The organism is Thermococcus sp. EP1, assembly GCF_001317345.1.
Classification (GTDB): domain Archaea; phylum Methanobacteriota_B; class Thermococci; order Thermococcales; family Thermococcaceae; genus Thermococcus_A.
This window is the reverse complement of sequence record NZ_JXCG01000015.1, coordinates 1-14,645: the sequence shown is the minus strand read 5'-3', so window position 1 is coordinate 14,645 and position 14,645 is coordinate 1. Positions and strand designations below refer to the sequence as shown.

Sequence of the window (14,645 nt, the reverse complement as noted above, 5' to 3'; positions counted from 1 at the left end):
TAAAGGTAGGACACATAGTAGTTAAAGGTGAGTTCACATGGCTGTTGTAAAACAAAGGATACCCCTTTGGATAGCCACCCCTATAACTGTAGCGGTAGCAACTCCATTTGCAACGAGATTGGGGACTTGGGGACTCCCCGTGTGGATCAGCTTTATTGTTTGGGCTGAGTATTTCGTGTTAGGAGCGAATATGGATGCACTTAAAACGATAGGATATGGTTTCCTCTATGGTTGCCTTATGACAGGGTTCTGGTTGGCGTCCTCTGTTGCATTAACATCAGCGATGACATTTGATATTGCATTTATCATAACGAACTTCATTTGGATTGGTATCATCGTGTATAGCTTTAAGAACCCAAGTATTGGAAAGGCTGTTTTACCCATATTCAACGGAGTTTCCATGACGCTTGCTGTATATTTCACCGGAGCATTGCCTCCAGTAGAAGTAGGCTCGTACGCTGCCACTTTTGTTGCGGCCTTTTGGACACTAGTAGCAGGATACTTCGGTGCGTTCTTGGGATGGTTTAACGTCACAATAACATTCCCACAGACTGTAGAAGAGTGAGGCTTTAGTTCCTTTTATTTTTATTATATAAATAGGTATAACATAAATTGCCAACATTTTTAATGGTGTACCGTTAACAGTGTAAGCACCCTTCTCATATTTTTACAAAATACGATTTTTATTATAACATTTTGTATACAAAAAGGTTTAAAAAGTTTGATATATTACATGTAAATAATATATTTAGACACAAGGAGTTGGGAATATGTCAATTCCTGAAAAATGTAAGAAAAATATCCTGTGGTTTGAAGATATAAGTAAAGATGACTTAAGCATAGTTGGCGGAAAAGGTGCAAATCTTGGGGAACTAGTTTCCATAGGAATAAGAGTTCCAGAAGGGTTTGTAGTAACTTCAACGGCTTTCAAGAACTTTATGACACAAACTGGAATCTGGGATGAAATCCAACGTTTGTTAAGAGAAACTAAAAGCATAACTAAGCCTTCTGAAATAAAGGAAACTGCTGAAAAAATACAAAACATGATAATCTCAGCAAAATTAGATAAAAACTTTGAAAAGGAGTTAGTTGAGGCTTATGAAAAACTTTGTAAAATAAAAAAAGAAAAAAACACTAAAGTGGCTGTACGAAGCTCAGCAACTGCTGAAGACTTGCCAAGTGCCAGTTTTGCTGGCATGCAAGATACATATTTGTATGTCTCAACCCCAGAGAGTGTGATTAAACACGTGAAAAAGTGTTGGGCAAGTCTTTACACTCCAAGAGCTATTGTGTACAGAAATCAGATGAACATCCCTCACGAGAATGTGTATATGGCAGTGGTTATTCAGGCTATGGTGCGTTCTAAAGCCGCTGGAGTCATGTTCACAGTAAATCCCATTACTGGAGATGAAAATGAGATAGTAATTGAAGGAAGCTGGGGATTAGGAGAAGCCGTTGTGAGTGGAAGAGTAATCCCAGACCATTTTGTAGTGGATAAAAACACTAAGCGGATTATAAAGAAGCAGATTGCAGAAAAGACTATAAGAATCGACTGGGACCCTTACACTCAAACCGTGAAAGAGCTTCCTGTATTTCCACAGTTCAGAAAAATGCCTTCAATTAATGAGAAAGAGATAGCACTACTTGTAGAATATGCCAAAAAGATTGAAGATCATTATGGAGTCTTTATGGATATTGAATGGGCAATAGACAGGTACGAAAATTTCCCGGAAAAGGTTAAAATTGTCCAGGCTAGAGCCGAGACAGTTTGGAATGTTAAAAAGGGAAAAATCCAAAAAGCAGAAAGTACCGAAATGTAAATTGAGGTGTAAATTGTGAAACTAACTTTGACCTATGGGGGACCATTTTACGAAAAAATAAAAAAACATAAGGAAACAATCGAAATAGACAAATCCTCTCTTACCGTTCAAGAGTTAGTTGACATTCTCTTCCAAAGATACCCCCAATTGGCAGAGTTTTTTGAGGATAATCCTAATAAGATCTTTGAATTTTCAACTATCATTGTAAGAGGGCGAGTATTGATACCTAAAGACTTACCCAGAGTCCAATTAGAGGATGGAGAGGAAGTCTTCTTCCTGCCAGTAGTACATGGCGGAGCTCTCTAAATACATTATTATCATAGAAACGTTAGATTCAATTTTCCTCTTTTTTATAACTTATTATCATGGGGTGGGGTTGTGTCTTTCTTCTAGGTTGCTTTACTATGTATCAAAATGTTTTATATTATTAAAATTTATTTTTGATATGGGCCTACTAATAGCATGGAAGTCAAACCAAAAAAGTTAAATAGTTTCATGAAATATACCAAGTGATCAGACATTTGGAGGTGGCAAACCTTGTTTTGGGACAGAGAAAAATATCAGTTAATTGATTTGACACTGCCAATACAGCCCTTTATGCCTGACATTGTAGGGTATGTAAAGATGACTCAATGGGACCATGAACAAGGTGCTAGGCTAAATTCAGTTCCCACAGGAATAAATCCTATAGACTTCCCTCCCGGACCACCATTTTATGAGTATCACTCACAAGCCTGGGAAGAATTAACTTTGGCTACTCACATCGGTACTCACATGGATGCTCCTTGGCATTTCTTCCCCACAACTGAAAATGGTAAAATGAAAGCAAAAACTATCGATGAAGTACCTCTTGAATGGTGTATTGGAAACGGAGTAGTCCTAGACATGACACATAAAGGCCCTGGAGAACTTATAACTGAAGAAGACGTGAAAGAAGCTTTGAAAAAGATTAATTACAAACTTCAACCATGGGACATCGTCTTAATTCACACTGGATGGGACAAGAAATGGGGAACAAGGGAATATTTTGAGGCCCACCCAGGAATGAGCCGAGAAGCAACACTTTACATAATTGACCAAGGCGTAAAAGTTATGGGAATTGATGCATTTGGATTTGACAGGGCATTTAAAGTAATGGGAGAAGAATACAAGAGAACTGGGGATAAAAGTGTTCTCTGGCCAGCTCACAATGTTGGAAGGGAAAGAGAATATATACATCTAGAAAGACTGGCAAACTTGGACAAAATACCAAAACCAACAGGTTTTGTAGTAGTTCTTTTCCCAATAAAGATTGAGAAAGCAAGTGCTGGATGGGTCAGAGCCGTTGCAATTGTTGAAAAAGAGTAAAAGAGTGTTAGTTTTTTTCTTTTAACTTCATTTGTGTTATACCATGGGGGGATTATATAGTATGAAAATTCCAATTTCTTTTTACATAATGTTATAATTTCTTTCATAATGTCTATACCAAAAAGCTTAAGAATTTCAATTTGTATACCATATATTGAAATTTTTAATGGAGGAAGGTTATATGAGTATACATATTGAAGGTGGGTATGCAGGAAAGACCCTTTGGGTCGACTTATCTAAGAACAAAATTCTAACAAAAGATCTCGATCCTGAACTTGCTGTAAAGTACATTGGTGGGCGTGGATTTGTTGCAAAACTTCTTTTTGACCTTGTGGATCCTGAGAGAGACCCTTTAGATCCTAAAAATCCTTTGGTATTTGCTACTGGTCCTCTGTCGGGAATAGCCCCTGCTTCAGGTAGATTCACCGTTGGAGCTAGATCTCCAGCCACCGGGATTCATGGAGATTCTAATTCTGGTGGAGATTTTGCTATGGAGCTAAAGCATGCCGGTTATGACTTCATAGTAATTACTGGCAAAGCTCAAGAGCCCGTTTATCTCTCCATCCAAGATGACGATGTTGAGATTAAAAGTGCCAAAGATTTGTGGGGTTTAACCACTCATGAAACATTTGACCACCTTAGAGAGAAAGAGGAAGATCGGAACATAAAGGCCGTAGCAATAGGGCCTGCAGGAGAAAATTTAGTTGCAACTGCAGCCATAATAGAGACTGAGAGCCGTGCAGCTGCAAGAGCTGGAATGGGTGCTGTAATGGGCTCCAAGAATCTAAAAGCTATCTCTGTGCGTGGTACAAAAGACATTAAATTAGCAGATTATGAAGCTTGGAAAGAAGCATTTGAAGAACTGTTACAGGTATTTCTAGATGATCCAATGACATCTCAAGTAGGAAGATTGTTAGGTTCCAATTTCCTTCATAGAGTCCACTCAGCACATGGAACCCTAATTATTGAAAATGGCCACCGTGGATATGCAACCGAGGAAGAACTCGAGAAGGTAAGTGCAGAGACGATACTAAAATATCACGTCAAAGGGAGATCCTGTTTCCTTTGTCCAATAGCATGTACCAGATCAATATACATGAAGAGTGAAAGGTATGGGCTGATAAAGGGGAGAGGTCCAGAATACTATTCGATACAATCTCTCACCTATAGGGCCGGTGGATGGGATACAGAGGCAGGTATATACTTGAACAAACTTTGTGATGCATATGGGATTGATGCAACAACATTACCATCAAACATCGCTTTTGCAATAGATCTATATGAAAATGGAATAATAACAAAAGAACAGGTCGGGGGACTAGAACTTACTTGGGGGAACTTTGAAGCAATAGAGGAAATCATAAAAAGTGTGGCTTACAGAAAAGGAAAGATTGGTGAGCTCTTTGCAAAAAGTACAAAAGAATTAATCAAAGAATTCGGGCCTGAGAGTGAATGGTATGCATTAGAGGTAAAAGGCCTAACAATGCCTTCCAATGACCCACGGGCTGGTAATGTCTACAACATGAGATATGCCATCGCCACCAGAGGTGCTGATCACTTAAGAGTTTCTGTGTTAAGCAGTGGAAGATCTTTGAAATGGGATGAACTCCCAGAAGACGAAGCAATGAGAGTATTTGTTCACTTTGAAACTTATGTAACATTAGTAAACCTCTTCGAAGTCTGTAATTGGGCCTATTCTTCATACACTTCTACGCCTGAAATTGCGGAAGTAAAAGAAAAAGGAATGTTTAAGATATATAACGCCGCTACTGGCCTTAATTTAACTCCTGAAGACTTCGCAAAAGCTGCTCATAGAACAATACTGACCGAAAGAGCAGAAAATGTAAGATACGGGCTCCGCAGAGAACATGATTATCTGCCAAGAAGAGTCTTCGAAGAGCCTCTTCCAGTAAATGAAAAGGGAGACACTAAAATCTTCCCACGTGAGAAGTTTGAGAAACTGCTTGATGCATATTATGCACTTAGAGGGCTTGATCCGAAGACTACAGTGCCTAAACCACAGATTCTCAGAGAACTGGAACTCCATGAAATCGAAGAAGATCTTAGAAAAAGGGGCCTTATCAAGGAGGGAGAAGAATGAAGGGAATGTTGGTTTTCTACCCTGAAAAATGCTCAGGATGTAATGTTTGTTCTACAGTATGTTCAGCTTACCATTTAAGTGTGATAAATCCTGACAGGAGTAGGATCAGAGTTCTGAGAAAGGAACAAGAAAACTTGGACGTTGTAAATGTGTGTGTCCAATGTGAAGAGAAATTCTGTATTCAAGCCTGCCCATTTGATGCATTATCCGTATACCCTGAAACCGGAGCTATCGTTGTAGATCATGACAAATGTACTCGTTGTAGACTGTGTATCAAAGCTTGTCCATACAATGGTATTATCCTAGACCCGGTACTTAACCAGATAACAATATGTGACTTGTGTAATGGGGATCCCCAATGTGCAAAATACTGCCCGACGGAAGCCATTCAATTCGTTCACCCACTGGCCAGCAAAGTAGCCCATGAACAAAACAAAGCAATAATCACATTGACAAAACAAATCCTTGAGGATCCTTGATTTTAGCTTTCATTTTTCTGTTTAGAAGAGGTGAAAAAGATGGAATGGTTTGGATATACTGGAAAAATACTAAATGTTGATTTAAGTGAAAACAAACTCGAGGTCCTAGATGCCGATCCAAAAGTTTATGAAAAGTATATGGGTGGAACTGGATACGCCGCCCATATCATACACGAGAATCTTAAAAAAATTAAAGACCCCGAGGATGAGTCCAACATAATGGTTTTTGCTACTGGCCCTTTAACCATCGATGGAATCCCCAATGGGGGAAGAGTAACTGTCGGCACTATTTCTCCAGAAACTGGGATATGGGGCGAGACCCATATTGGAACACGGTTTGCGATTGAAATGAAAAAAGCAGGATTTGACGCAATAATCGTAAAAGGAAAAGCCGAAAAACCTGTTTACTTATTCCTCCATGATGGAAACGCAGAGATTAGAGATGCGAGCAAATATTGGGGTAGAGATATACACGAAACAATAGAGTCTCTCAGAACGGATTTAAACGACTCAACAATAAAGGCCTTAGCTATAGGGCCTGCTGGAGAAAAGAAGGTCAAAATTTCCATTATAGCAAACGAAGAGGGATTTGGAGGAAGGTGCGGTCTCGGAGCAGTGATGGGGTCAAAGAACCTCAAAGCCATAGTAGCAAAGGGTACACAAACAGTTCCCGTTGCCCATCCAGAGGAACTAAAAGAATTCCTAAAAGAATTGATAAAGAAGCTAACAAAAGGTGGAACTGGACTAAGAAGATATGGAAGCGCTGGAGGAGTAAAAGGATATCATGTGCTTGGGAATCTCCCTATTAGAAACTTCCTTTGGGGCAAGTGGGATGATGAAAAAGTTGCCAAGATTAGTGGAGAGAGTCTAACAGAAAACTACCTCAAAAGTCCATTCGCATGCACATTCTGCCCAATTGCATGTAAAAGGCTCGTAGAAGTAAAGAATGGAAAATATTTCAAAGAGTTTGTCGGGTTAGGACCAGAGTACGAAACGGTAGGCCTTTTAGGCTCGAACTTACTAGTAGACGACTTAGAGGCAATTATCAAAGCAAATAACATGTGCGATAGATTAGGACTAGACACGATTTCAACCGGAAACGTCATTGGATTCCTTTTTGATGCAGCAGAAAGAGGAATAGTAGACAAGAATCTCGAAGGCCTCACACTAGAATGGGGAAACGCAGAAACAGTGCACAAACTGATTGAAAAGATTGCCTACAGGGAAGGAATAGGAGATATCTTAGCAGAAGGTGTCAAAAAAGCTGCAGAAAAACTAGGAGCTCCCGAACTTGCGGTAGAAATAAAGGGCCTAGAAATGCCTGCTCATGATGGTAGAGCCTACTGGTCCCATGGACTAAGTCACATCACTATGAACCGTGGTGCAGATCATTTAGGATGGCCCCATATGCCATTTAAAGGCATTTCCGTGCCTGAACTTGGTATAAAAGCCTTTGACAATAGATACATCGATGGCGATGAATTGATTGAAACTGTGATAAAAATGCAAAACTTAATGATAATCTACGACTCGTTGATTATCTGCAAATATGCCTTTGCCGCTGGTTTGACTGTAACAGACATAATAAAGCTTCTTTACTTTGTTACAGGAAAAGAATACACTCCTGAGAAATTAATGGAAATCGCAAATAGAATATGGAAAGTACAGAGGAAGATAAACAACGAACTTGGCATAACTGCCAAAGACGATAAGTTGCCCCTCAGGATGGCAACACCTCACGCAAACAGGACAGATACACAAGTCCCACCCATAGAAAAATGGCTACCAAGATACTACGAGTTAAGAGGATTAACTGAAGACGGGATTGTAAAAGAGATCGACTGAACTTTTTTCTTTTTATTAGGAGGTGAAAGATACGAACATAAAAGAGATTTCAGAGGAACTTGAACAGCGTATCAAGCCTAAAGGTGCCCCTATAGCATTTAAGATGGTAAAAACTCGTGAGGTCCCAAAATACAAAGCCATAAAAAAACTAAGACGGAAACTCACCCTATGCCAGGTCTTAAAGTTAGTAGCAATACACGAGAAGACGTATAGAGTTGACAGCAAAAGCTTAGCTGCGTGTGTTTTTGGACCTTATATCCTTGGATTTGAAAGACTTCCTGAAAAATTAAAAGCAAAGTGGCTTTTAGGCAAGAAATATACTGAAGAAGGTTACGAAAAAATGATAAACGATATTATACACCTTCCACAGGGAGAATACCAAGAAGCTATTTTTGGGCCATTAAGGGATTTCTATCATCTAAAGATTAATCCAGATGGCGTTATACTAACAATTAATCCTACCCAAGCCTATCTACTTCTGGGAGGCTATTATGACTCGGAGTTCAAAAAACCGGTTTCTGCGTTTAATGGCCATGCTGCATGTGAGATTGTAGCAGCTCTTGTCTTAGGAGATCATCCCTGGATCAATATTCCCTGCGGAGGAGCGAGAGCTATGGCACATGTCCAGGATGATGAAATTTGGTTTGGAATGAGTGTCGAGGAGTTAGAAAGTGCGCTAACCAGGATAAAAGAAATTGATGCGAAGTATCCTCCCCAGATATATCCTCTACTCACGGTCGGCCCTCATCCACGTCATCCATGGACAAAATTGCTTGGAAAGGATGATGTTTAGATTGTATTATGGAGGTGGTAAGATTGGATTTGCCAAATAAAGAAAAATGGGATACCGAAAAATATTGGTTGACCCCTTACAATTGGATTGAGGAAGTACGCTCCAAAATAACTCCCCCTGAAAGAGTGGTGCTTCACGACGCCACAATTAGAGAAGGCCAACAAATGCCCGGAGTTGCTTTTAAGAGAGATGAGATAGTGATGATTGCAAAAGCCCTAGATGAGCTTGGCATAGACAGGATAGAATTAATTCCATTCCTTTCAAAAGATGATGAAGAAGCTGCAAAAGAGTTAGTAGATATGGGCCTTAATGCAAAACTCCTCTCTTTTGTAAGCTGGAAAAAAGAGGACACAGATTTAGCTTTAAAACTTGACCTAGAAGGAATTGTCCTAGATTTTGTTGGAAATCCTTGGCAAGGGAGGGTATTCTGGAATTTAAAGCCCGAAGAAATCATCGAAAGAGGTCTTAACGCTGCATTATACGCAAAGGAACATGGCCTTTATGTAGTAGCAATGCCTTGGGACGACTTCAAGGCCCCCCTAGAGTTTGTAGAAAAGAACGTAAAAGCACTAGTAGAGGCCCATGTAGACAGAATTACCATGTGTGATACGTATGGAGATGCCCTTCCTTGGGCCATGGAATACGTGATGAAGCGGCTTAAAGAGGCCGCTGGCAAGACTCCCTTAGAACTACACATACACAATGACTTTGGGTTGGCAACTGCTGGTGCTTTAGTCGCCGTAGCTTCTGGAGTTGAAGGACTTCATGTAACAGTTAATGGCCTCGGAGAGAGAGTCGGTTTGTTATCGCTCGAGGAAATTGCAGTTGCATTAGAATTTCTACTTGGTGTAAAGACAAACATAAAGCTAGAAAAACTATATGAAGTGTCGAAAATCGTTGAAGAGATATCAAAAGTAAAAGTCGCGGTAAACAAACCCATAGTTGGAGAGAACCAATTCAAATACACAGCTGGATGGATCACTTGGATGCACAGAAAAGCGAGAGAAGCAGGTAAGCTTACGGGAATGCTCCCATTCATGCCTGAAGCAGTTGGAAGAAAATTGGAATATGTAGTTTCAAAAGGAAGTGGAACTTCATTCGTTGCAGAAAGGATGGCAGGAATGGGGATTACAGTAGAAGATCCTGAAGTTATGAGAAAAATAGCATATAAAGTTAAAGAGACTGCTAACACCCTAAAAAGTACTGTACCAGACTCTTTATTGATAAAGATTGCAAGAGAAGTTTTAGAAAAGGAGGGAAAGTAAATGGAAGTTAAGATTCGCGAGTTTGAAACCGCAGGTGTTAGGTTGAGAGTAGACATAATTTCAAGAACTCAAGAAGACCTTATTGGGGATCTAAGCTTTATTCAATACAGACTTGGAGGCCTAAAGGAGGTTCAAGATATAAAAGAAGCCCGACCAGATATAGTCTGGTATGCAGATGTAGAAAAAATAGACATCAGTTATAACCCAGATGGGAAGGTTTTGATGTTATACGGACAACTGCCACCGGGAGATATACAAAAATTAATGCTTGCAATGGTAGTTAGAAAACTCCAAGAGAATGGCATATACAATTTCCACTCTACAGCCGTGAATTACAAAGGGAAAAATATACTCTTTATGGCTGGTGAAGAAAACCACGGAAAGACAATGAGTTTAATTGAAGCTGTCAGAAGAGGAGGCGCAATTATAGGCACAGAGAGTGTATTAGTTAACGAGGACCTAAAAGTAGTAGAGGGCAGCAGAGATGTCTTTATAACAAAGAGAGTGAAGGGCACAGAAAGATCAGACTTACCTCCCGCAACCGCGGGAGTATGGAAGTTCTTTGATAAACTGCCAGAATGGAGATGGGTAGAAGAGTTTGGAAAGTTAGACCTCATAATAATTCCAGATATCGATGGCAATTTTGACACATTCGTCAAAAAACTCGACACTTACGAGAAAATGTATCAGACCTTCATATGCCTTACAGAAACCTATTTCATGGCTCATTATATGCTTTCTAGTAAAGGGCCATTCCCACTTATCGACTATCAAGAACTACGGGAAAGAAGGCTGAGATTCGTTAAGAAAGTCGCAGATGAGCTGGATGTATATTTAATTCGGGCCAAAAACCCGCAAATTATTATGGATGAAATTGAAAAAATTATTTGAAGGAGGTAGAAAGCATGGCTGCTATAAAAATTTGGGAAGTTCCGGGAGTGACTGTCCCGAAACCAAATGAAAGAGTGCTAAAAGTGCTGTTTTCCCCCAATGTCGGCAACAAAGATCTTACTCTATTAGTATCCCTAATATACCCACACAGCACTACTGGAGCCCACACCCATGATGTAGATGAATACATGTATATTGCCTCAGGACATGGAGTAGCAATTTCAGAGGAAGGTGAAGTAGAAGTCCACCCCGATATGCTCGTATATGCCCCAGCAGGAGTAAAACACGAGATGAAAAATACTGGCGACGAGACCCTAAAACTGATCTGTGTTTACGTACCAGCGCTCAAGGCATCGGGATATTTTGAAGAAGCCGAAAAGAAGGCTAAGGAGTTCCTTAGCGATAAGATTTAGTTTATTCCTTTTTTATTTAATATCCAAGCTCTTTTAATTTTTCTTTTAGCAAATTTGCAGAATTTCTTAGGTTTTCTAAGTCCTCTTGAGTAAGCTCATATTCTACAATTTTTTCCACACCATTTTTCCCGAGAATAATAGGAACACCTATTGCAATATCCGTAAGTCCAAATTCCCCATCTAGTACCACACTGGCAGGTATTTCTTCCTTTGTATTATTTAGAACAGCATTTATCATTCTATATGCTGCAATCGCTGGGCCGTAAAATGTAGCTCCTTTTTTTCTTATAACCTCTGCTGCTGCAAATCTGACGTTAGAGAGTATTTTATCCAAATCAGGCAAGCTCTCAACATCTATCAAACCTTTCGATATAAACATGCTATTTCCATGTTCTCCCAGTATCCAAGCTTTTTTTATCTTTTTACTAGTAAATTCATAGAGGATCCTTTTAAGACGCATTGAATCCAGTGTATTTCCCATCCCAAAGACTTCATTTCGTGGTTTTCTAGTCTCCTTCCACATGACATATGTCATTAAGTCAACGGGGTTCGTTATCACTAGTATTTTACTTTCAGGAGAATTCTGCACTATTTTCTTTGCTACACTCTTAATGATACCTGCATTCTTTGTGGCTAAATCAAGTCTTGTCATGTCAGGTGTTCTTCCCAATCCTGCGGTTACTACGATTATATCACTCCCTCTAAGAAGTTTATAGTCACTCCCCCCTACAATTTTTGGATATTTATCGAGACCAGCCGCCGCATGGCTTAAATCCATAGCTTCCCCAATCGCCAAGTTTTCAACAATATCGACGAGAGCAATTTCATCCACATCTAATTGTTGAATACAAGTGAACGCTATTGTTGACCCCACCCTACCTGTACCCACAAATCCGATTTTCACCTTAACCACCTCAAGATATTTTTTACAAAATTAAAATAGAAAGAAAGATATTTAAATATTTCTTAATAACATATTTTTGATATAATTCTATCACAGAGGTGACAAATGTTATGAAAATAGGTGGGACAAGGGTATGCATCATTGGTACATTTGATACAAAAGGTATAGAAGCTAGATATCTGAAAGAGAGAATAAAACTTTATGCCGGGATGCCTATTTTAATTGACATTTCTCTCAAAAAATACACTTCCTCCATAGTATCCCCTGATATCCCTAACTATACTGTGGCCCAAGAAGGAGGCAGCACCATTGAGGAAGTTTCTAGGAAAAATCGAATAGAAGCCCAAGAGATTATGATCAAAGGAGCTGTAAAGATACTGAATAATCTCCTAAAGGAAAAGAAAATAGATGGCGTTATCGCATTTGGAGGTTCGGTAGGAACAGGCATGGGTATCAAGATACTCAAAAGTTTACCATTATTTATTCCTAAATATTTAATAACCACGTTACCCCAAGAAGTTTCCTCCAAGATCGCTGGAAGCGACATTAAGATCTGGTGGTCTGTCGCAGATATCTCTGGAGGAAACACAATAAACACTATAGAAGCAACAGTCCTTAATCAAGCTGCAGCTGCTATTATGGGAGAACTAAAAGCAAAACCAGTAGAGACCCTCAGAAAACCAATTATTGTAGCAACACAGTTTGGAACTACTACGCAACACTTATTGATGGGTAAAAGTATCCTAGAAAATGAGTTTGAAGTAATTTCTTTCCATGCCGTGGGGCTTTCTGGTGGATATATTATGGAAGAGTTTGTTAGAAGTGAAGAAAGGGTAGTTGCAGTTTATGATCTAACAACCCACGAGATAATAGATGAGATTGCAGGTGGAATTTTAATAGCAAGTCATGATGGGAAACTAAGACTAAGAGCCGCCATTGAAAGAAAGATACCCCACATAATCCTTCCAGGGGGACTGGATCAAATTGTTTTCGGACCTCCCGATACCATTCCACATAAATACAGAAAACGCCTTTTTTACGAACATAGTAAAGGAATGGTAACCTTGATGCGAGCAAATGAAAGAGAAATGTATCAAGCAGGGAAATTAATTGCAAAACGAGTTAACGATGCTGAAGCCCCCGTAATAATCATAATTCCAATCCGTGGGTTCAGTGCTTATGACCAAGATCCTCTTCTTTCCGACTCCTCGGGAGTTTACTGTCAAAAAATCAAAAATGGCAAATTAGTACAAACCACTATACCATGGTGGAACCCCCATTCTGATATGATGCTGTGGAAAGGAATAATGGAAAATATAGATTTAACAAACCCAAATGTAACTGTCATACCTTCGGATGCCCACATCAATGATCCAGAGCTTGTACATTTTGTTACACAGATTCTAATAGAAGCCATAAAAGATAGATGGAAAGGGTGGAAATACCAAAACAATAAGTTATATGTAAAGGACCCATATCCCAAGTTTCAAGCATTAGTATCATATTATAAAGGTTATTTTAAGGTGAAAAATAACAAAAAATGATACATAAAGTTCAATTTTAAATTTGATATGTGTATAACGTTTATATACCATAAACTATTTAAGTGTAAAGTATCATATTGCATAATGAGAATCTCTCTTGGAGGTGTATATTGTGGGACTGTTTTCTAGAAAAAAGGAAGAAGAGAAAAAAGAAGAGTATGCACTTGGGTCCAAAGTTATAGAAAAGTTTCTAGGAGATGACTACTTTCCAGTAAAGTGGGGTGAAAACTGGGACAAAGATCTAAATGTCGAATGGGTAACTGTTTTGAAGGAACACGAAAAGGATCTACACTGGTGGAGAAGTGATTTACACAATCCACATCCAGCTTTGCCAATAATGGAACTTTTCACTTGGTGGGATACAAAACTTATAAAGAGCACTGAATACATGTATAGAAGATTCTGGTCTCCTACTGGAAGGGCATGGCCAGCGAAAGTGGTCAATGGATATGTTTATACTACGATAATTCCACGTACAGACCCGGATGAACTAAGAATATCTGGAAAATATTTCATGAAAATCTTGCCAATATATGCCGACATCTTCTTAGATCAGTGGGATAAAAGGTATCTCCCCGAAATCAAGAAGAATCTAGAGTTTATATTCAACTACCCCTACGAAGAAGCTTCATTAGGGGAGCTAATGTGGCTTTTAGAAGAGATGATAGACATCTATGATAGACATTGGAAGCTTCACTGGATACTGAACTTTGCCCAATTCGCATCCTTCCTAGACTTCAGAGAAACCGTTCGCCAGATACTTGGTGATGAGAAATACAATACTCCCGAGGTGCAAGACTTACTTGCGAGAATATTAGTTTCTACAGATGACGTCAATTGGGACTCTCTAAAGATATTATATGAGATCAAAGAAGCTGTTAAGACCAACTCCGCAGTAAGAACACTATTTGAATCTCCAAAGACTGACGAAGAGGTTTGGGAAGAACTGCAAAAATTAGAGGAAGGCAAAGAAATATACGAAAGAATCGTCAAATTCCTAAAAGAATATGGAAGAAAGTCATTGTATGTATACGAGTACGATCTTCCTACCTGGGAGGAATACCCACCCACAGTCATTGCCCAGCTAAGAACATACCTTGCAATGGACTATGATTTCTACGCAGATAAAGAATGGATTATAACAGACCAAAAAGAAGCAATAGAAAAATTAATGGAAATGATACCCGAAGATAAGAAAGAACTAGTAAAAGAGAAAATGGAGAGGGCTATTAGAATGGCACCA

14 protein-coding genes are annotated in these 14,645 nt (G+C 39.2%); 13 read left to right on the top strand and 1 reads right to left on the bottom strand.

Features of this window, described 5'->3' with window-relative positions:
- Positions 1 to 37 precede the first annotated feature (37 nt).
- The 11 genes from EP1X_RS09130 to EP1X_RS09080 all read left to right on the top strand — a co-directional run bounded on the left by EP1X_RS09130 (position 38) and on the right by EP1X_RS09080 (position 10,954).
- On the top strand, positions 38 to 565 hold the full coding sequence (locus tag EP1X_RS09130; RefSeq protein WP_055283823.1) for a DUF1097 family protein: 528 nt from the start codon (positions 38 to 40) through the stop codon (positions 563 to 565).
- Positions 566 to 770: 205 nt separating this feature from the next.
- Positions 771 to 1,820, top strand: a complete 1,050-nt coding sequence (locus EP1X_RS09125; protein ID WP_055283821.1) for a PEP/pyruvate-binding domain-containing protein — start codon at positions 771 to 773, stop codon at positions 1,818 to 1,820.
- Between the two features lie 15 nt (positions 1,821 to 1,835).
- Positions 1,836 to 2,126, top strand: coding sequence for a MoaD/ThiS family protein (locus EP1X_RS09120; RefSeq protein ID WP_055283819.1), 291 nt, complete (start codon positions 1,836 to 1,838; stop codon positions 2,124 to 2,126).
- A 231-nt stretch (positions 2,127 to 2,357) separates the two neighbouring features.
- Positions 2,358 to 3,167 carry a cyclase family protein gene (locus tag EP1X_RS09115; protein ID WP_055283817.1) on the top strand — a complete coding sequence of 270 codons (810 nt, stop codon included), beginning with the start codon at positions 2,358 to 2,360 and terminating at the stop codon, positions 3,165 to 3,167.
- A gap of 154 nt (positions 3,168 to 3,321) precedes the next feature.
- Entirely contained in the window at positions 3,322 to 5,268 is a 1,947-nt protein-coding gene (locus EP1X_RS09110) for an aldehyde ferredoxin oxidoreductase family protein (RefSeq protein WP_156300733.1), read from the top strand.
- A complete protein-coding gene (locus tag EP1X_RS09105; RefSeq protein WP_055283813.1) occupies positions 5,265 to 5,747 on the top strand; it encodes a 4Fe-4S dicluster domain-containing protein in 483 nt (160 codons plus the stop codon). Before EP1X_RS09110 ends, EP1X_RS09105 begins: the two co-directional genes overlap by 4 nt.
- Before the next feature lie 39 nt (positions 5,748 to 5,786).
- Positions 5,787 to 7,592: an aldehyde ferredoxin oxidoreductase family protein gene (locus EP1X_RS09100; protein WP_055283811.1), complete on the top strand. Its 1,806-nt coding sequence runs from the start codon at positions 5,787 to 5,789 to the stop codon at positions 7,590 to 7,592.
- A 22-nt stretch (positions 7,593 to 7,614) separates the two neighbouring features.
- On the top strand, positions 7,615 to 8,385 hold the full coding sequence (locus EP1X_RS09095) for a DUF169 domain-containing protein (RefSeq protein WP_055283809.1): 771 nt from the start codon (positions 7,615 to 7,617) through the stop codon (positions 8,383 to 8,385).
- Positions 8,386 to 8,408: 23 nt separating this feature from the next.
- A complete protein-coding gene (locus tag EP1X_RS09090; protein WP_055283807.1) occupies positions 8,409 to 9,650 on the top strand; it encodes a LeuA family protein in 1,242 nt (413 codons plus the stop codon).
- Positions 9,651 to 10,541: a hypothetical protein gene (locus tag EP1X_RS09085; RefSeq protein ID WP_055283805.1), complete on the top strand. Its 891-nt coding sequence runs from the start codon at positions 9,651 to 9,653 to the stop codon at positions 10,539 to 10,541. It begins immediately after the preceding gene.
- A 14-nt stretch (positions 10,542 to 10,555) separates the two neighbouring features.
- Positions 10,556 to 10,954 (top strand): cupin domain-containing protein, encoded by a 399-nt coding sequence (locus tag EP1X_RS09080; RefSeq protein WP_055283803.1) that lies wholly within the window; start codon positions 10,556 to 10,558, stop codon positions 10,952 to 10,954.
- 16 nt (positions 10,955 to 10,970) lie between these two features.
- On the opposite strand, the gene EP1X_RS09075 is transcribed toward EP1X_RS09080, so the two are convergent.
- The gene (locus EP1X_RS09075) at positions 10,971 to 11,858 is read right to left on the bottom strand and encodes a malate dehydrogenase (RefSeq protein ID WP_055283801.1); all 888 of its coding nucleotides are present in this window, start codon (positions 11,856 to 11,858) and stop codon (positions 10,971 to 10,973) included.
- Between the two features lie 110 nt (positions 11,859 to 11,968).
- Between EP1X_RS09075 and EP1X_RS09070 the strand changes: the two genes are divergently transcribed.
- Positions 11,969 to 13,402 (top strand): Tm-1-like ATP-binding domain-containing protein, encoded by a 1,434-nt coding sequence (locus tag EP1X_RS09070; RefSeq protein ID WP_055283800.1) that lies wholly within the window; start codon positions 11,969 to 11,971, stop codon positions 13,400 to 13,402.
- A gap of 112 nt (positions 13,403 to 13,514) precedes the next feature.
- Positions 13,515 to 14,645 (top strand): hypothetical protein (locus EP1X_RS09065; RefSeq protein ID WP_216597222.1); only part of this gene is annotated, 1,131 nt, incomplete at its 3' end.